A 17295-nucleotide genomic window follows, 5' to 3' on the forward strand; every position below is an offset into this window, starting at 1 on the left:
AAGGCTCCCAATCGGGAGCCTTTTTTTATTGCTTCTGGCTTAGCGTCAGCCCGACATCCCCGCCGGGATGAACGGCGAGCAGCGTCTCCTTCGAATACCCGCTCTCGCTCATCAGGCAGGCGCAGGCGGCATCAAAAATCGCCAGCGCCAGAATTATCGACGTGGTTGCCAGCATATTCAGCGGATCCATTTCCTGCTTCACGCCGGTAGGAATCACCAGCCTTGCTGCCTGGGCGATGGCCGAATCCGGGTTCTCAGTGACGCTAATCAGCGGGACGTTTCTGGCCACCAGGCCCGGCAGCAGCCGCGTCAGCTCATCGGAATTCCCGCCCCGGGAAAGCATGATCATCAGATCGTCCGCACGGAGGAACCCTAGATCACCATGCGCCGCATCCGTCGCGCTGAGGTAAATAGCCGGGTGTTCGACGCAGGCCAGCATATGGGCAATTTTCCTCGCGGCGATGCCCGAAGTACCGACGCCGGTGACCACAATCTTGCCTTTACAGTTTCTCAGTTCGGCCAGCAAGGCGAGCCACAGCGGCTCGCTCAAGCGCTGTTCCAGCGCCGCAAGTTCGCGACTGCAGGTTTCCCATGCGTTTACGGCCTGCTGCCAGGAGGCGCTCATGCTTCCTCCTGCATCAGCTGGCGGTATTTCATGTGGTCGAGGTACATCTCGTGGAACACTTTGTATTTCCGGTCGTAATACTGTTTGATGCGGTTAGTCTGCGGTGTGACCGTTTTGCCGATGCGGCTCATGACCGACATCGCTTCCTGGAAGGAATCAAACACGCCCGCCGCCACCGTGCCCATCATCGCGCTGCCCAGCAGCATCGCCTCACTCTCTTCCGGCAACAACATCGCGCAGCCGGTGGCGTTGGCGTGCTCCTGAACGAAGATAGGGTTTTTAGTGCCGCCACCGCTCGCCATGATGGTGTCGATGGTGTAGCCGCTGTGGTTCATGGTTTCGATAATATGGCGGGTACCGAGTGCGATAGCCTGAATCGTCGCCAGGTACTGCAGCGCCATATCTTCCGGCGTGCGGGAAAGCTTCAGCCCGCTGATAACGCCGGTTAGCGTCGGGTTGGCGCGCGGCGAACGGTTGCCGTGGAAGTAGGGCAGGATGTGCATATCCTTCGTTAAGAAGGCGATGTTTTCCGGCTCCGCGGCCATTTTACGCAGCAGAGCGTTCAGCAGTTCGTAAATGGTTTGCCCCTGAGTCTTCGCCTGGGCAAGCAGCGTCTCATAGCACGGATGAGACTGAATAATATGGTCGATAAGCGCTCCGGTGGCCGACTGGCCGCCTTCGTTGAGCCAGTAGCCCGGCAGCACGGCGGAGTAGTAAGGCCCCCAAACGCCATTAATAAAACGAGCTTCTTTTGAAATGGCCATATGCCCGGTAGAGGTGCCGCCGATGAGCGCCACGCGGCGGTCAAAGTCTGCCACTTCGCCCGAAACGCCGCAGGCGCCGAGCGTACCGAGCGTGCCGGCATGGGCGTCAATAATCGAGACGCTGACGGCGGTGCCGGCAATCAGCCCCATCTCGCTTGCGGCGCGCTGCGTCAGGCCGTGGCCCAGTGGCTCCCCCATGGTTTTTACATAGCGGCCAATTTTTTCCGCATCGTGCTCCAGAAGATCTTCCAGCCCAATCTGGCGGAAGTAGCTGCTGTCCCATTTGTCTTCGTGGCCCATATAGGTCCATTTGCAGACGGTGGAGCAGAGCGAGCGGGTATCATCCCCGGTGGCGCGCCAGGTCAGGAAGTCCGGGAGGTCAAAATAGTAACCGGCATTAGACCAGGTATTCGGCATGTGCTGTTTAAGCCACAGCAATTTTGGCGTTTGCATTTCCGGGGAAATAATCCCGCCCACGTAGTCCAGTACGCGGTGGTGCAGGGCATTAATTCTGTCGGCCTGGGTAATGGCGCGGTGATCCATCCACACAATGATGTTCTGTTCGCTGCGCCCTGAAGGGCTGATGGTCAGCGGCTTACCTTCTTTATCCAGTACCACCAGGGAACAGGTGGCGTCGAATCCCAGCCCTTTTACCTGAATCGGATTAATGTCGGCCTGGTTAACCGCATCCCGCACCGCGTTGCAAACCGCCTGCCAGATATTGTCCGAGGATTGCTCAACGAAGTCCGCCTGTGGGCGGTAAATCTCAATCGCCCGACTTGCCTCGCCAACCATTCTGCCATTCAGGTCAAAGACGCCCGCTCGGGCGCTTCCCGTCCCTACATCCACCCCAATGAAGTAACTCGCCATAATGATTCTCCTGAACTCAGGCTTTACGATTCTGTAATGCGATAAAGAGGATCAGCACCGCGCCCCAGAGCGCCATGGTCAAATAGCTGCTGATCCCCAGCAAATTAAAGCCGCTTTCCAGCATTTGCAGCACAATGAGCGCCAGCACCAGGCCGATAATGCGGCCAAAGCCGCCGTCCGGGTTTATGCCGCCCAGCACAGAAGCAAGGATGGTGACCAGCAGATAAGACTCACCGTACCCGGCTTTGGCGGAGTTGAACTTGGCCATCATCAGAATGGCGGCCACCCAGCCGAGCAGCGCGGAAATCACGTACACCGATATCTGCACCCGTACGGTGTTAACGCCGCTGAAGCGAGTGGCCTGTTCGTTGGAGCCGACCAGATAAAGGCTGCGTCCCAGCGTGGTGTGCTCCAGCAATACCCAGAGTAGGACGGCAACCAGCAGGAACAGCAGCAGCGCGACCGGAATGCCGAGCAGCGTGGCGTTACCCAGGTACTGAATTGCCGCCGGGAAGCCGGAAATCACCGTACCGTTAGACAGCAAAATATTGAGGCCGGAAATCAGCGTCATGGTGCCGAGCGTAGCCAGAATAGGCGAAACGCCGACCCAGGCGACCAGCGCGCCGTTTAGCGTGCCGATAGCCACCGCCACGGCAATACCCGCCAGCAGCGCCAGCGCGAAGAACAGCGGGTTATCCGGGTGGCTGACGATAATGGCCGCCATCACCAGCGAACAGGCGTTCGCCCCGGCAATAATCGACAGGTTGATCCCGCCGGTCAGCATTGTCATTCCCATACCCAGCGCCAGCATGCCAAGAATAGGCAACTGAGAGCCGATGGACTGGAAGTTGGCGAGGCTAAAGAAGCGCCCGCCCAGCAGCAGCGAAAACGCCACGGCAACCACCACAATAATCACGCACTGCAGCCGGATGATGGCGTCACCGGGTAAAAATCTGGCGAAGGTTTTCATCTCAAAGCTCCCTTGCGAGTTTGCGTTTTTCATTCCAGGCCGTGGCGCTGATGCTGACCAGGATAATCACGCCACTGAACACGGCGTGCCAGTAAGAGGACACGCTCAGCAGCGTCAGACCGTTTTGTAAGAATGCCAGCAGGATAACCCCGAGCAGGGTGCCGGTGAGCGTCCCGCGCCCGCCGCTCATGCTTGTCCCGCCGAGCACGACCGCCGCCAGGACCGTTAGCTCAAAGCCCAGCAGCGAGTTTGGGGCAACGGACTGGGTGATCTGCGCCTGAACGACGGCGGCAATACCGGCCAGAATCCCCATATAGCCGTAGACGTAGAAGTGCAGCTTAAGCAGGTTCATCCCCAGCCGGGACGCCGCCTCGCGGTTGCCGCCCATGGCATAAATCTGGCGGCCAAGGCGCGTGTAGTTCATCAGCACGGCGGTAAAGATAATCACTGCGGCCAGGCACAGCAGCGGCAGGGTTAACCCGTACTGGTAACCGTCTTTGGCGGTGAAAGAGAACCAGTTAATGCCGTTCATAAACCAGTCCGGGAAGCCGTACAACCAGGTGCCTTTGGTGAGGTAAACCAGCAGGCCGTAGTAAACGTTGAGGGTGGCAATGGTGATGATGATCGCCGGGACCCGCAGCCAGTAAACCAGGAAGCCGTTGATAAGCCCGAGCAGCAGCCCCACGGCAATGGAAATCACCAGCGCCAGCGCAAAATTACCGCCGTGGGCAATGACCCAGCTTGCCATCACGTACTGGGCAATAGCGGTCATCGCCGGGAACGAAATATCAATCCCTCCGGAAATCAGCACCACAAACAGCCCGCAGGCCAGAATACCGAGAATGGCGTAGCTGGTGGCGACATCCGTCAGGTTACCGAGGGACAAAAACTCATCGGTGCTGATACTCAGGCCAACGGCCAGAGCCACCACCAGAAGACCCAGCCAGAACTCATGTTGCCCGGCCAGGCGGGAAAAACGAGGGTTATTCATTGACCACCTCAGCAATGTCCTGCTCGCTACTGCGATGAGGATTAAACTCTGCGACCAGCTCGCCCCGGCGCATCACCAGCACGCGGTGGCTGTTGTAATACGCCTCAGGGATTTCATCGCAAATCATCAGTACCGCCAGCCCCTGTTCCGCCAGGGAACGGGCGATTTGGTAAATACCTTCTTTATTGGCGATATCCACGCCCACCGTGGGCGAGTCGAGAATCAATATTTGTGGGTTAGTCGCTACCCATTTGGCGATGGCAATCCTTTGGGCGTTGCCGCCCGAAAGGGTTTTTACCGGCAGCCCGGCATCGGAGACTTTGATGTTTAGCTCACGAATAAGATCGGCCACCAGATGACGGGCTTTTTCATGATCGAGCAGGCCGCTGCGGGTATGAAGCCTGTCGAAGACCGTGACAATCGTGTTGTCGTAGATCGACTGCTCCATGATCAGGCCTTGAGTCAGACGATCTTCTGACACGTAGCCGATGCCGTGTTTGATCGCATCGTGGTTATTGCGAAACGTTACCGGCACGCCGTCGATCAGCATTTCACCGCTTTGCGGCTGCGTCATGCCGAACAGACTCATGCACAGTTCGGTGCGGCCCGACCCGAGCAGGCCGACGATGGAAACAATCTCGCCGCTGCGCAGCGACAGATTGATGTTGTGGTATTTGCCCTTGCGGCTGAGGCCGCGCAGCTCCAGCATCGGCTGTTTTTCTACCGGAGGTTTTTCCGGCAGCGGGCTGTAGTGGAAGCGTTGCCCGGTCATCAGGAACGCAAGCTCGTTGCTGTCCAGCTCGCTGGCCTGCCAGGTGCCGACCAGCTTCCCGTCGCGCATCACGCTAATGCGGTCGGCGACTTCCATCACTTCGTCCAGACGGTGGCTGACAAACACCACGCAAATCCCGTCCGCTTTGAGTTCATTCACCACCCGCAGCAGGCCGTTAACCTCCTGGCGGGTAAGCGACGCAGTGGGTTCGTCCATAATAACCAACCGGGCGTCAGCGGCAATGGCGCGGCAAATCGCCACCAGTTGGCGATCGGCTATCGAGAGTTTTTCGACTTTTTTGTCCGGGTCGAGCGTGACGCCAATGCGCTGCATGGCCGCCAGCGCCTGGGCTTTCATCACGCTGCGGTTAACCCACAGGCTGCCGCCTGGCTGATAGCGGTGCACGGCGATATTCTCGGCCACGCTGAAATTGGGGAACAGCGACAGATCCTGGTAGATCACCTGGATGCCGTAATGCGCGGAAAGCGTGGGCGTCAGGCTGTGAAACAGTTTGCCGTCGAGGGCAATCTGCGCCCCTTTTTCCGGATGATAGACGCCGGAAATCACTTTGATGATCGTGCTTTTACCGCAGCCGTTTTGCCCGGCCAGGCAATGAACTTCGCCTTTTCTGAGCGTCAGATTGACGTTATCCAGCGCCCGCACGCCCGGGAATTGCTTGCTGATATTCTCAAGAGTGATAAATGCGGATGTGTCGGTCATGGGTAATGCCCCTGCCGGCGCCCGACGTGGGCGCCACAAAATAATCTTGTTGGAGAATGCCGGTCGGCTGACCGGCATTCCGGTTTCCCTGGTGTTGGCGGAGTGCCTTAGAAACCGAGTGACTGAGCGTTATCTTTGGTGACTTCGAGGATCTTGTTAAAACGGATCACTTTCTTATCCATGTCGACATCGGCCTTGCCCAGACCGTCAATGGTCAGGTCTTTGGTCACGGCTTTGCCCTGCAGCAGCTGATCGGCCACGGTAACCAGTGCGTAACCGGCATCTTTAGGATCCCACAGCAGCGCTTTTTTAATGTCGCCGCGCATCAGGTAAGGTGCCGCCTGGCCCGGCATGGCAATGCCGACAACCGCCAGTTTGTCCTTCGCACGTTTCTTCTGTACCGCCTGGCCCGCGCCGATTGGGCCGAGGGAGCCAAAGCCGATCACGCCTTTCATCTGCGGATACGTTTTCATCAGATCGAGCGTGGTGGAATAGGATTTGTCGATGCTCTCCGCCACCGGCAGGCGCGAAGTCACTTCGAACATATCCGGGTATTTTTCTTTCTGATATTTAATGGCGGAATCCGCCCAGGCGTTGTGCAGCGGCACGGTCAGCGACCCGACGTAAATCGCATAGCCGCCTTTGCCACCCATGTCTTTCGCCAGCTCGTCCATGTTGGCCTGAGCATATTTTTCGCTGTCGATGGTTTCGATATCCCACTGGCCGATCTGCTGGTCAGGGGATTCATGCGTCAGCACCACGATGCCCTGATCGCGCGCTTTTTTCAGTACTGGCTCCAGTACTTTGGCATCGTTAGGCACCACAATAATGGCGTTCACTTTCTTGGCGATCAGATCCTCAATCACCTTCACCTGCTGAGCCGGATCGGGCGTTGAGGCCCCGGTCTGGTAAGCGTTAACGTTGAGTTTTTTTGCCGCTTCGTTGACGCCGGTTTCCATCCGGTTAAACCATGGGATCCCGGTGACTTTCGCCACCACTGCGATTTCATACTTATCCGCCGCAACGGCCGTACCGGACAACATGCATGCAGAAATCAGGGTTGCACTGAGTAATGCGAGTTTGAATTTCATAGGTGTACCTTTTTTATTAGGGACTGAGGCATGTCACGGAGAGGAGACTAGCAACGAAGGGAAGAGGGAATGAATCGCAGTTTTTCTAAATGTGATGCACGCCCATTATTGTTTGTTTTTAGATCTAATTTAGTTAAAAAATAGTTAAATATATGATGTTTTTTTAAACTGGACGGACATGGTGGTGTTAATTAATAGCCAGAAATGAAACATATAAGAAACAATTAATAAACAATTTGCCGTTAAGGGGACGTTTTTGGCAGCAAAGAGGGTGCAAGCCAGCAAAAAAATGTTACGAAATTGTGAGCTGAAGCGTATCAAGCAAAATGAGCGGGAAACAAATGAAAAAGGCCGCATTAGCGGCCTTTAAGTGAGGCAGAAATTTAGCGCTTATCGACGGAAATCGCGCCAGGGCCGGTGACCGCAAGCAGCAGGAAACCACCAGCTATGCTGATGTTTTTATAGAAGTTAATCATATTAGGCATCACTGCATCCCCGGTCATATTCCAGTAATGGTGACCGATGAGCGCCGTGCCGAGGGTATAAAACACAAACAAAATGGCCAGCGGGCGGGTAAAGAACCCGATGATCACCAGGATAGCGGCAACAACTTCCATAAACACCGCAATCGCGGCGGCTAGCGTCGGGAGTGGGGTGCCAAGATGCTCCATATACGCCACGGTGCCGCTGAATCCGCTGAGCTTCGGCAAGCCGAAAATAATGAACAGCAGAATCAACGCAATACGGGCAATAAGCAGGATCAGGGCACGAGATTGACCAAAATCGAAATAGCGGAGTGTGTTCATAGCGGGCTCGCCTGTAGTGGACTCAATTTAAAGTTAATACACAACTTCCGAGCCTGCCATTGCCGCTGCGCCTCTACCGCGTTGTTTGTGTTAATGAATGTTTTTATTAATGACGCCCGACGCCATCTCGTTATTCCATCAGCGCAGTCTCGGCATATAAATAACCAATCCCCATCACCTGCTGAGCGCGGGTGAGCTGCCCGAAGTTTATTTGCGTGGCGTGACTCTTCAGGCCATCACCGTGGTCGAACGGATTAAAACCAATGCGCTGTTTAATGGCGCTCAGCCAGTTTTCGCCAAACTCGCAGCTGCGGCCATAGAACCAGATCTGGTTAATGTTGAGAATATTAAGGAAGTTATACAGGCTAAGCCCAATCGCATTGGCCGAATCTTCTACCCAGCGGGCGACCCTTTCATCCCCGGCATGCAGCACCTGAACCAGCTGCCGGGAAGTGAGCTTTTCCGGATCGTGCTGCTGCGCCTCAGGGTGCGTTTTGAGCCAGATGCGGGCCTGTTTTTTCAGCGCGCTGAGCGAAGCCACGGTTTCCAGGCAGCCATAGCGCCCGCAGTCGCAGGCCATGCCGTCCGGGTTAACTATGGTGTGGCCAATTTGCCCGCTGCCGTACAGATTGCCGCGATAGATTTGCCCGTTGATCACAAACGAAGAGCCGATGCCGTAATCCACGTTAAGCACGCAGAAATCTTCCCGGTTGCCGTTGTTTTGCCACTTTTCTGCCAGGGCCAGCATCACGCAGTCGTTATCCAGCCTGACTTCAACGTTCAGCTTCTCTTCCAGCAGGTATTTAATTTCCACTGCCTCCCGCCAGGGAGCCTGCGGCATGGTTTGTGACACGCCGGTCACCGGATCTACCTGTCCGTGTATGCCCAGCGCGAGATTGATCGTTTTTTTCGGCCAGCTTTTTCGCTGTTGCTGCCAGATTGCTTCGATGGCCGACAGCAGCATCTGGGGAGAAGGGGCCACAATAGCGCGACGCTCAAAGTCGGCTATAGGCGACAGCTGGGCGTTGCACAGCTGGCTCTCGATGCTGGTGGGGGTGACGTTCATGCAGAGGATGTAATTCCCCTCCGGCGGGATCTGGTAGCTGCCGCTGTTCAGCCCCCGGCTGCTAAGGTTTTCGCTGGAGTGGCTAAGTTTGCCCTCATCGACCAGTTCCTCAAGGATGTTGCTGACGGCCGGAATGGACAGCCCGGTGTAGCGGGCAAACTGCGATTTACTCAGCTGCTTGTGCCGCCATACCAGCGTCATCAGCGTTTGTCGGTTGAGCTGACGTACCCGCTGATTATTGAAACCTGACTGCTGCATGTTTACTAAACCTCATTAACTGTATTGCGTGAGCATTGAGCGATTAAATCATAATCAGCTGCTCCAAACTGTTGGCAATCCCCCATTCACTGTTATTTGTTTACTGGAGAGTTGCTATGTACGGAGCCGTTAAAGTCAGGCAGGAAACGATCTCACTCCCTACCTGGACCACCGGAGCAGAGGATCCCAACCCGATGTTCCTGGAAAATCGTGTCTATCAGGGATCTTCCGGTGCGGTTTACCCCTATGGCGTCATAGACACCCTGACCGGTAAACGTGAAATGCGTGAGTATCAGGCGGTTTGGCTGGAGAACGATTTCATTCGCGTCATGCTGCTGCCGGAGCTGGGCGGGCGTATTCACCGAGCCTGGGACAAAGTGATGGGGCGCGATTTCGTGTACTACAACGAAGTGGTCAAACCCGCGCTGGTGGGCCTGATTGGGCCGTGGATCTCCGGTGGGATCGAATTCAACTGGCCTCAGCACCACCGCCCGACCACTTTTCTGCCGGTAGACGTGACCTTCCAGCAGCACGAAAGTGGGGCGCAAACCGTCTGGCTGGGCGAAGTGGAGCCGATGCGCGGCCTGCAGGTGATGACCGGGTTTACGCTTTACCCGGAAAAAGCGCTGATTGAAATTACCGGCAAAGTCTTTAACGGCAACGCCACGCCGCGCCACTTCCTGTGGTGGGCTAATCCGGCGGTGAAGGGCGGTGACGACCATCAGAGCGTATTCCCGCCGGACGTGACCGCGGTGTTTGACCACGGCAAACGCGACGTTTCCGCCTTCCCGATTGCCCACGGCACCTACTACAAAGTGGATTACTCAGCGGGCGTGGATATCTCGCGCTACAAAAACATCCCGGTGCCAACCTCTTACATGGCCGATAAGTCGAATTACGATTTTGTTGGGGCCTACCACCACGGCGAACAGGGCGGTCTGCTGCACATTGCCGATCACCATGTATCGCCGGGCAAAAAGCAGTGGACCTGGGGCAACTGCGACTTTGGCCTGGCCTGGGATCGCAATCTGACCGACACCAACGGCCCGTACATCGAGCTGATGACCGGCGTGTTCACCGACAACCAACCGGACTTTACCTGGCTGGCGCCGTTTGAAGAAAAAGTGTTTGTGCAAAACTTCCTGCCTTACAGCAAGCTGGGGACGCTGCAAAACGCCAGCACCGATGCGGCCATCAAGCTTGAGCGTGAGCAGGGCAGGCTGGAACTCGGCGTCTACGCCATTTCCCCGCTGGAAGCGGTGACGCTGCGTCTTGAAAGCGACGGCGTAGTCCTGTGGCAAACGCCGCTCAGCCTGAAACCGGCGGAAGCCTGGCTGCATCAACTGACGGATGACTGGCCGCAGCGGCTGACGCTGAGCTTACTCAACGCGCAAGGCGAAGTGGTGCTCAGCTACCTGGAACACATCGCGGAAGAGCTGCCTCTGCCGCAGGCGGCGCAGGCCCCGGCTAAGCCTGAACAGATCGCTAACTGCGACGAGCTTTATTTCATTGGCCAGCATCTGGAGCAGTATCTGCACGCCAGCCGGTCAGCCTTCGACTATTACCGGCGAGCGCTGGACATTGATCCGCTCGATTCCCGCTGTAACGTCGCCCTGGGCACGCTCGAATTCAACCGGGGCAACTGGCAAAAAGCCAAAGAGCACGCCGACGCGGCGCTGCAGCGCGCCCACCGCCTGAACAAAAACCCGCAAAATGGCGATGCCAGCCAGCTTCTCGGCTCGGCGAAAGAGCGCCTGGGCGACTACGACGGCGCCTTCGATGCTTACTACAAGGCCAGCTGGAGCGGCAACTGCCGGGATGCGGCATTTTATGCCCTGGCCCGACTGGCAATGCGCAAAGGGGAAACGGCTCGCGCCTTAACGCTGGTATCCCAAAGCCTGCAGTTCAACGCCTCGAATAACCTCGCAATGGGGCTGAAAGCGCTGGCGCTGTCTCAGCAAGGAGAAAAAGCGACGGCGCTGGCGTGGATTGAGCAGCAGCTTGCCGTCTGGCCGCTGAGTTATGCCCTGCATTATGCCCGCTGGGCGATAACCCAGAGTGAAGGTGACAAGCAAAAGCTGCGGCAGGTGACCGGGCAACGTGGCACTAACGTCAGCGTTTTGGCCGGCTGGCTAATGAGCTTTGGGGCAGAACATGCCGCGCGTGAACTGCTCACCGTGCTGAATGCCCAGGAAACGATGCCGCTGCTGTGGCAGGCCTCGCTGGAATCCGATCCACAGCGCCAGAAAAACTATCTCGTGCAGGCTCGGGAGCAGTTTACCGCCCGGGTTCGCTTCCCTAACACGCTGGATGAAGTGCAAATGCTGATGCGCCTCCCGCAGGATGGTTTTGCGCAGTATCTGCTGGGCTGCTTCTGGTACAGCAAACGTCGCTATGCAGAGGCGCTAACCTGCTGGGCATTCTGCGCTGAACAGATGCCTGAGTTTGCCTCCGTGCAGCGCGTGCTGGCGATTCATGCCTGGAACAAAGAGCAGGACGTTCAGCGAGCTGAAACGCTGCTGCAGCGTGCCGTTGATCTCGAACCTGATAATGCGCGCTTCCTGTTTGAACTCGACTTCCTGCTGAAGCTGAATGGCCGCGCACCAGAGGAGCGTCTTACCCGTCTGGAGGCGAAGCGTGACGTTGCGCTAAAACGTGACGATCTCACTGCCGAGCTGCTGAGCCTGTGGAACCAGCATGGCAAGCAGGAAGCTGCCGCGAAGGTGCTGGCTGAACGCAAGTTCCATCCGTGGGAAGGCGGCGAAGGCAAAGTGACGGGGCAGTACATTATCAGTCAACAGCGGCTCGCCCTGGCCAGTATGTCTGCCGGCCAATACGGCCAGGCGGAGGAGCTGCTGCAACAGGCGCTGAGCTACCCGGAAAACCTCGGCGAAGGCCGTCTGGTCGGGCAAACCGACAACGATATCTGGTATCTGCTTGGGTGCTGTGCGCAGCTCCTGCAGCGTCACGAACGGGCGAAATCCTACTTCCAGCAGGCGTTGAAGGGCGGGAGTTCCCTGGCGGCCGGGCGCTACTACAACGACCAGCCCGTGGACTACCTCTTCTATCAGGCTATGGCCCTCAAACAGCTGGGTGAGCTTGAGGCGGCCCATCAGCAATTCAAAGCCTTTGTTGACTGGGCGCAGGCGCACCGTGCCGACGGGGTTGAGGCCGATTTCTTCGCCGTTTCCCTGCCGGACCTGATTGCGCTCAACGGCGACCCGCGGAAACAACATCAGCAGCATTGCCTGTTTGTGGAGGCGCTTGGGTGGCTCGGCCTGGGGGATATCGCCGCCTTCAACCAGCGGGTGGAAGCCCTGCTGACCCTTAACCCGGCCCATGACAAGGCGCATCTGCTGCGTCAGGCCCTTAGCACCGGCGTACTTTAACAATAACTGGCGGGCGACGATGAGCGCCCGCTCCCTTACCCTACAAATACAAGATGAGGATCGACCATGGAAAGTATGCAATCGCAACTACGCATGGGTTACGTCTGGACCATCTGTCTGGTGGCCGCCTGTGGCGGGCTGTTGTTTGGTTATGACTGGGTGGTTATCGGCGGGGCAAAACCGTTCTACGAAGCCTATTTTTCTATTACCGACCCGGCCGTTTCCGGGTGGGCAATGAGCTCTGCCCTGGTGGGATGTATTCTTGGGGCGATACTCTCCGGCTGGTGTGCCGACAAGTTTGGCCGCAAAATCCCCCTTATTCTTGCCGCAATTATGTTTACCGCGTCTGCCTGGGGCACCGCAGTGGCAAGTCACTTCGATATGTTTGTTCTCTGGCGCATTGTCGGCGGGGTGGGGATTGGCCTCGCTTCGGCGCTTAGTCCGATGTATATCGCAGAAATCAGCCCGGCGGCACAGCGTGGGCGCTTTGTGGCGGTCAACCAGCTCACCATTGTGGTTGGGGTGCTGGCGGCGCAGCTGATTAACCTGATGATTGCCGAGCCGGTTGCCAGCCAGGCAACGATGCAGGAAATCAGCGCCAGCTGGAACGGGCAGGTGGGCTGGCGCTGGATGTTTGGCTTTGAAGCCTTCCCGGCGGTGGTCTTTTTGATCCTGATGTTTTTTGTGCCGGAGTCACCTCGCTGGCTGGTGCGCGCCGGGAAAAACGAACGCGCTCACCAAATGCTGAGCCGCATCGGCAGTAAAGCCTATGCCGATGCAACGCTGAAAGATATTCAGGAAACGTTAAGCAAGGACACACAAAAAGTGTCGTGGTCCGCGCTTTGGACACCGAAGGTTCGCCCGATCATCGTGATTGGTATGGTGCTGGCGGTGTTCCAGCAGTGGTGCGGGATTAACGTTATCTTCAACTATGCGCAGGAGATTTTTGCCTCCGCCGGGTTCGACATTAACAGCACGTTGAAATCGATTGTTGCGACCGGCCTGATTAACCTGGTGTTCACCATCGCCGCGCTGCCGCTGGTAGACAAAATTGGCCGCCGCAAATTGATGCTGTTTGGGGCCGCCGGGCTGACAATTATCTATGCGCTGATTGGTGCCGCCTACGGCCTGGGTATTCTGGGGCTGCCGGTCCTGATTCTGGTGCTGGCCGCCATCGCCACCTATGCGCTGACGTTGGCGCCGGTTACCTGGGTGCTGCTGGCGGAAATCTTCCCGAACCGCGTTCGCGGCCTGGCGATGTCGCTGGGGACATTAGCGCTGTGGGTCGCCTGCTTCCTGCTGACTTACACTTTCCCTCTGCTGAATGCAGGCCTGGGCGCATCCGGCAGCTTCCTGCTGTACGGCGTTATCTGTGCCGCTGGCTTTATCTACGTGCGCCGCTTCGTGCCGGAAACCAAAGGCGTGAGCCTCGAAGCGCTGGAGCAGCAGCTGGCTGAAGGCCGCGTGAATGCTTCTCCCGCGCGGGCCGCAAAGGCGCTACGCTAATGGACACTCTGCACCTGCAAAATGATTTTCTTAGTTTGACTGTTGCCCCGCAGGGGGCCTCAGTTCTCAGCTTTGAATCTCTCAGGCACGGGAAACCGATTTTTCATCCGGCGAACCCGGCGCTGTTTCCAATGCTGCCGCTGGCTAATCGGGTGGCCGGGAACGCTTTCCATCTGCACGGCGAGCGAATCCAGCTGCCAGACAGCCTCGTCGATGAGCACTTTTTCCTGCACGGGGATGGTTGGCAAAAGCTTTGGCACGTTGAGCAGTACGAAGCTGAGTCTGTCACCTTGAGCCTGTGCAGCCAGTATCCCTGCTGTTTTCACTATCTGGCAAATCTGACTTACCGCCTGGCAGGCAACAGGCTGTTAACCCGACTTGAGCTGAAGCACACTGGCGAGAAGCCGATGATATACGGGCTGGGTTTGCATCCTTATTTTGCGCTGGAGCCAGCCAGCCAGGTGCAGTTTTCCGCCAGCGGCTACTGGCCCGAAGGCGAGCAGCACCTGCCTTTGGCCTGGGAAGGGACGTTCACCCCGCAGGCAGATTTTTCCCGTGCAAAAACGCCGGAGAACAAGTGGCTTAACGTGGGGTATTCCGGCTGGAGTGGCAGGGCGGTTATTACCCACTCGGAGATGAGCATTTGTCTGCGTAGCCCGGCGGCCTGTTTGATGGTATTCAGCATGGGGAACCAGCCGTTTATCTGTCTTGAACCGCAAACGCATCCGGTCAACGCGCACAACCAGGCGGGGATGCCGGGTTTAGTCATGCTGGAGACGGGCCAGACCACGCATCTGGAGATGGAGATTGAGGTGAGCTAACGCGCAATAGCCATTGTTTTGATGAGTGTTATTGCGCTGTTAATGTTTGCTTGCATGCCAGCCAGCTATCCCCGACACTATCGCCTCCAAAACGGGAGGGATCATGGTTTTGCATTCCACGCGCTGGCTGGCGCTCAGTTACTTTACCTACTTCTTTAGCTATGGCGTGTTTTTACCGTTCTGGAGCGTCTGGCTCAAAGGCGTCGGGCTTCCCCCGGAAACTATCGGATTGCTGTTAGGCTCAGGGCTGATTGCCCGTTTCCTCGGCAGTTTATTATTAGCCCCCCGCGTGACCGATCCTTCCCGCCTTGTTTTCGCCCTTCGTCTGTTAGCCCTTGCCACACTGGTTTTTGCCGCTGGTTTCTGGTTGGGCTATGCCGCGCTCTGGCTGCTGCTGACGATGGTGGGCTTTAACCTGTTCTTCTCGCCGCTGGTGCCGCTGACCGATGCGCTGGCGGGGACCTGGCAGCGGCAAATGCCGCTGGATTATGGCCGGGTGCGGCTCTGGGGATCGCTGGCGTTTGTCATCGGCTCGGCCATTACCGGCAAGCTGGTGAGCGAGTTCAGCTCTCAGGCTATTCTGGTCCTGCTGACCCTTGGCGCGGCGTCGATGCTGATTGGCATGATGCTGCGGCCTTCCATTATGCCTCAGGGCGAAACCCGGCATCAGGCTTCAGCTGGCTGGCCCGCCTGGAAAGGGCTGATTATCAGCGCCTGGCGTTTTCTGGCCTGTGTTTCTCTGCTGCAGGGCGCGCATGCGGCCTACTACGGTTTTAGCGCGATTTACTGGCAGGGGGCAGGCTATTCCGCTTCCGTTGTGGGCTATTTATGGTCGCTGGGCGTGGTGGCGGAAATCGTTATCTTTGCCCTCAGCAACAAACTGTTCCGCCGCTGGAGCGCCAGAGATTTGCTGCTGCTGTCCACCGTGACCGGCATTATTCGCTGGAGCCTGATGGCAAGCACCACCGAACTGCCGTGGCTGATTGTGGCGCAAATCCTGCACTGCGGCAGCTTCACGGTTTGCCACCTGGCGGCGATGCGCTATATCTCTGCCCGCAAAGGCGGGGAGGTGATCCGCCTGCAGGCCGTTTACTCCGCCGTGGCGATGGGCGGCGGTATCGCCGTGATGACGATTTTCTCGGGCTTCCTCTATCAGCATTTGCAGGGCGGGATGTTCTGGATCATGGCGCTGGTGGCGGCCCCGGCGCTGTTCCTGCGGCCCAAAGTCGCCGCAGTCAGCCCGGTTGCGGAAAGCTAAGCCTCTAACAGTGCTTTGATGCGCTGCTGCTGGTGTTCACCCAGCGGCAGCGTGGCGTGAATGAGCGGGGGAGAAAACAGCGGCAGCGAGGTCGCGTAGGGCGTAATAACCAGCACCACTTCACGCGGGGCGCCCTGGCTTTGAAACTGCTGCACCGCCAGATATTTAATGTTGAGCGGCAGCAGGGTCAGCTCGCGCAGCTGCTGCTCAATTTTCTGTTCCAGCTCGCGATCGTCGGCCGTCAGTAGCAACACCTGTTTTTCCTGAATGTCACTTTCCTGCATCAGCCAGGCACCAAAGATCACTGCGACCAGGCCCCTTTCCGCATCGGAAAACTGAATCCCATAATGCTGTTCAAAATCCGCAAGCACTTCTCGCGAGGTTCGCATTAGCCTCGGATAAAGACGCGTGATCTCTTCGGGCAGGCTGTGGTCGATGCCGATATTAAAGTGGCAGCGGTTCAGCGCCTGGGCGAGGTGAATATAAAGCTGATCGCTCAGCCCTTGTTCATCGCTAAAAGAAAGCCCGGCCTGACGGCGGAAACGTTCGATCATCCGTGCGATTTCATTGTGTAACCGGGCATCCTGTTCATGTTCGTCATTAATCGGATCGGGAATTCTGAGCAGTTGAAACAGCAGGGCCAGGAAATGCTGTTCATCAACGTCTGCGGGCTGCATGACGCGGCGCTTCCAGTGGCGGGCTATTTCCTGGGCGACAACAAATTCAGGCCGCATCTGGCTCCACTCGCGCTGCTGCTGCGTCAGGACTGGCGCATTGCCGGAGTGATGCTGATGCAGACAATACTGCAAAAACAGCGTCAGGAACTGGCTGTCCCGGCTGTCGTACTGCCTTTTTAAACGGCGACCACACAGATTCACCAGCGCACGTAAATTAGTTTCGTCATACAGCGCCTTGATAAGCCCCAGATGCTTTAGCTGGGACTTTAGTGCCGGACTAAAGTGGTTTTGCACAAACTGCGGGCAAAGGCGCAGCGAGCGTCGCAGCCAGTGCAGCAGACAGAGGCGGCGGTCAAGGACTGTGCCTTCAATCCGGTAGCTGCCGTCCTGCTGCTGCGTCAGGGAGAGACGGTGATAACTCTGGATCTCATGGCCCGTGTCGGCTATATCTTGCAGGGTTTGCCTCTGATCCACGCCGTTAAGGCTGGCAATGACCTCCGGCGTGACGATCTGCTCCGGGAGATAGAGCATCAGAAGCAGGTGGCAGCGGCGCTGCGAACTGGATAGCACAGAGGGCGGCGGCGTCAGTAAAGTCATCATCTGGCTGTCCCAATGTGGTGTCAGAAGTTAAGAATAGCTAAAGGTTTCGGCCAATATATTGCCCTTTTTAGTTTTTCATCACGGAATTACGGCTGGCTCACAGAATTTAAA

Annotated in this window: 13 protein-coding genes; 4 read left to right on the forward strand and 9 right to left on the reverse strand. The window is 57.2% G+C overall.

What is annotated here, in order from left to right:
- Window positions 1-25 precede the first annotated feature (25 nt).
- From WFK85_RS18885 to WFK85_RS18920, 8 genes are all read right to left on the reverse strand, one after another.
- Window positions 26-625: an SIS domain-containing protein gene (locus tag WFK85_RS18885; RefSeq protein ID WP_336709001.1), complete on the reverse strand. Its 600-nt coding sequence runs from the start codon at window positions 623-625 to the stop codon at window positions 26-28.
- The gene (locus WFK85_RS18890; RefSeq protein WP_336709002.1) at window positions 622-2259 is read right to left on the reverse strand and encodes an FGGY-family carbohydrate kinase; all 1638 of its coding nucleotides are present in this window, start codon (window positions 2257-2259) and stop codon (window positions 622-624) included. The genes WFK85_RS18885 and WFK85_RS18890 overlap by 4 nt, the downstream gene beginning before the upstream one ends.
- A 16-nt stretch (window positions 2260-2275) precedes the next feature.
- The gene (locus WFK85_RS18895) at window positions 2276-3229 is read right to left on the reverse strand and encodes an ABC transporter permease (RefSeq protein ID WP_166990433.1); all 954 of its coding nucleotides are present in this window, start codon (window positions 3227-3229) and stop codon (window positions 2276-2278) included.
- A 1-nt stretch (window position 3230) separates the two neighbouring features.
- A complete protein-coding gene (locus WFK85_RS18900) occupies window positions 3231-4220 on the reverse strand; it encodes an ABC transporter permease (protein WP_039305740.1) in 990 nt (329 codons plus the stop codon).
- A complete protein-coding gene (locus tag WFK85_RS18905) occupies window positions 4213-5712 on the reverse strand; it encodes an ATP-binding cassette domain-containing protein (protein ID WP_166990436.1) in 1500 nt (499 codons plus the stop codon). The genes WFK85_RS18900 and WFK85_RS18905 overlap by 8 nt, the downstream gene beginning before the upstream one ends.
- A 107-nt stretch (window positions 5713-5819) precedes the next feature.
- Entirely contained in the window at window positions 5820-6803 is a 984-nt protein-coding gene (locus WFK85_RS18910; RefSeq protein WP_008459446.1) for an autoinducer 2 ABC transporter substrate-binding protein, read from the reverse strand.
- Window positions 6804-7186: 383 nt separating this feature from the next.
- Window positions 7187-7609, reverse strand: coding sequence for a DoxX family protein (locus WFK85_RS18915; RefSeq protein WP_008459445.1), 423 nt, complete (start codon window positions 7607-7609; stop codon window positions 7187-7189).
- A 130-nt stretch (window positions 7610-7739) separates the two neighbouring features.
- Window positions 7740-8933, reverse strand: a complete 1194-nt coding sequence (locus tag WFK85_RS18920) for an ROK family transcriptional regulator (RefSeq protein ID WP_336709003.1) — start codon at window positions 8931-8933, stop codon at window positions 7740-7742.
- A 116-nt stretch (window positions 8934-9049) separates the two neighbouring features.
- Here WFK85_RS18920 and WFK85_RS18925 point away from each other — a divergent pair, with 116 nt between their 5' ends.
- From WFK85_RS18925 to WFK85_RS18940, 4 genes are all read left to right on the forward strand, one after another.
- Window positions 9050-12322 carry a DUF5107 domain-containing protein gene (locus tag WFK85_RS18925; protein WP_336709004.1) on the forward strand — a complete coding sequence of 1091 codons (3273 nt, stop codon included), beginning with the start codon at window positions 9050-9052 and terminating at the stop codon, window positions 12320-12322.
- A 66-nt stretch (window positions 12323-12388) separates the two neighbouring features.
- Window positions 12389-13828 (forward strand): sugar porter family MFS transporter, encoded by a 1440-nt coding sequence (locus WFK85_RS18930; RefSeq protein WP_336709005.1) that lies wholly within the window; start codon window positions 12389-12391, stop codon window positions 13826-13828.
- Window positions 13828-14649 (forward strand): aldose 1-epimerase, encoded by an 822-nt coding sequence (locus WFK85_RS18935; RefSeq protein WP_336709006.1) that lies wholly within the window; start codon window positions 13828-13830, stop codon window positions 14647-14649. The genes WFK85_RS18930 and WFK85_RS18935 overlap by 1 nt, the downstream gene beginning before the upstream one ends.
- 103 nt (window positions 14650-14752) lie before the next feature.
- The gene (locus tag WFK85_RS18940; RefSeq protein ID WP_336709007.1) at window positions 14753-15907 is read left to right on the forward strand and encodes a 3-phenylpropionate MFS transporter; all 1155 of its coding nucleotides are present in this window, start codon (window positions 14753-14755) and stop codon (window positions 15905-15907) included.
- On the opposite strand, the gene csiE is transcribed toward WFK85_RS18940, so the two are convergent.
- Window positions 15904-17184 carry a stationary phase inducible protein CsiE gene (gene csiE, locus WFK85_RS18945; RefSeq protein ID WP_008459437.1) on the reverse strand — a complete coding sequence of 427 codons (1281 nt, stop codon included), beginning with the start codon at window positions 17182-17184 and terminating at the stop codon, window positions 15904-15906. The two genes, WFK85_RS18940 and csiE, sit on opposite strands and share 4 nt — an antisense overlap.
- Window positions 17185-17295: the final 111 nt, after the last annotated feature.

The organism is Cedecea sp. VD22, assembly GCF_037150195.1.
Lineage (GTDB): Bacteria > Pseudomonadota > Gammaproteobacteria > Enterobacterales > Enterobacteriaceae > Cedecea.

Excerpts from the sequence above, each read along its gene's own strand:
- WFK85_RS18885 (WP_336709001.1), bottom strand. The coding sequence starts at position 625 with ATGAGCGCCTCCTGGCAGCAGGCCGTAAACGCATGGGAAACCTGCAGT.
- WFK85_RS18890 (WP_336709002.1), bottom strand. The coding sequence starts at position 2,259 with ATGGCGAGTTACTTCATTGGGGTGGATGTAGGGACGGGAAGCGCCCGA.
- WFK85_RS18895 (WP_166990433.1), bottom strand. The coding sequence starts at position 3,229 with ATGAAAACCTTCGCCAGATTTTTACCCGGTGACGCCATCATCCGGCTG.
- WFK85_RS18900 (WP_039305740.1), bottom strand. The coding sequence starts at position 4,220 with ATGAATAACCCTCGTTTTTCCCGCCTGGCCGGGCAACATGAGTTCTGG.
- WFK85_RS18905 (WP_166990436.1), bottom strand. The coding sequence starts at position 5,712 with ATGACCGACACATCCGCATTTATCACTCTTGAGAATATCAGCAAGCAA.
- WFK85_RS18910 (WP_008459446.1), bottom strand. The coding sequence starts at position 6,803 with ATGAAATTCAAACTCGCATTACTCAGTGCAACCCTGATTTCTGCATGC.
- WFK85_RS18915 (WP_008459445.1), bottom strand. The coding sequence starts at position 7,609 with ATGAACACACTCCGCTATTTCGATTTTGGTCAATCTCGTGCCCTGATC.
- WFK85_RS18920 (WP_336709003.1), bottom strand. The coding sequence starts at position 8,933 with ATGCAGCAGTCAGGTTTCAATAATCAGCGGGTACGTCAGCTCAACCGA.
- WFK85_RS18925 (WP_336709004.1), top strand. The coding sequence starts at position 9,050 with ATGTACGGAGCCGTTAAAGTCAGGCAGGAAACGATCTCACTCCCTACC.
- WFK85_RS18930 (WP_336709005.1), top strand. The coding sequence starts at position 12,389 with ATGGAAAGTATGCAATCGCAACTACGCATGGGTTACGTCTGGACCATC.
- WFK85_RS18935 (WP_336709006.1), top strand. The coding sequence starts at position 13,828 with ATGGACACTCTGCACCTGCAAAATGATTTTCTTAGTTTGACTGTTGCC.
- WFK85_RS18940 (WP_336709007.1), top strand. The coding sequence starts at position 14,753 with ATGGTTTTGCATTCCACGCGCTGGCTGGCGCTCAGTTACTTTACCTAC.
- csiE (WP_008459437.1), bottom strand. The coding sequence starts at position 17,184 with ATGATGACTTTACTGACGCCGCCGCCCTCTGTGCTATCCAGTTCGCAG.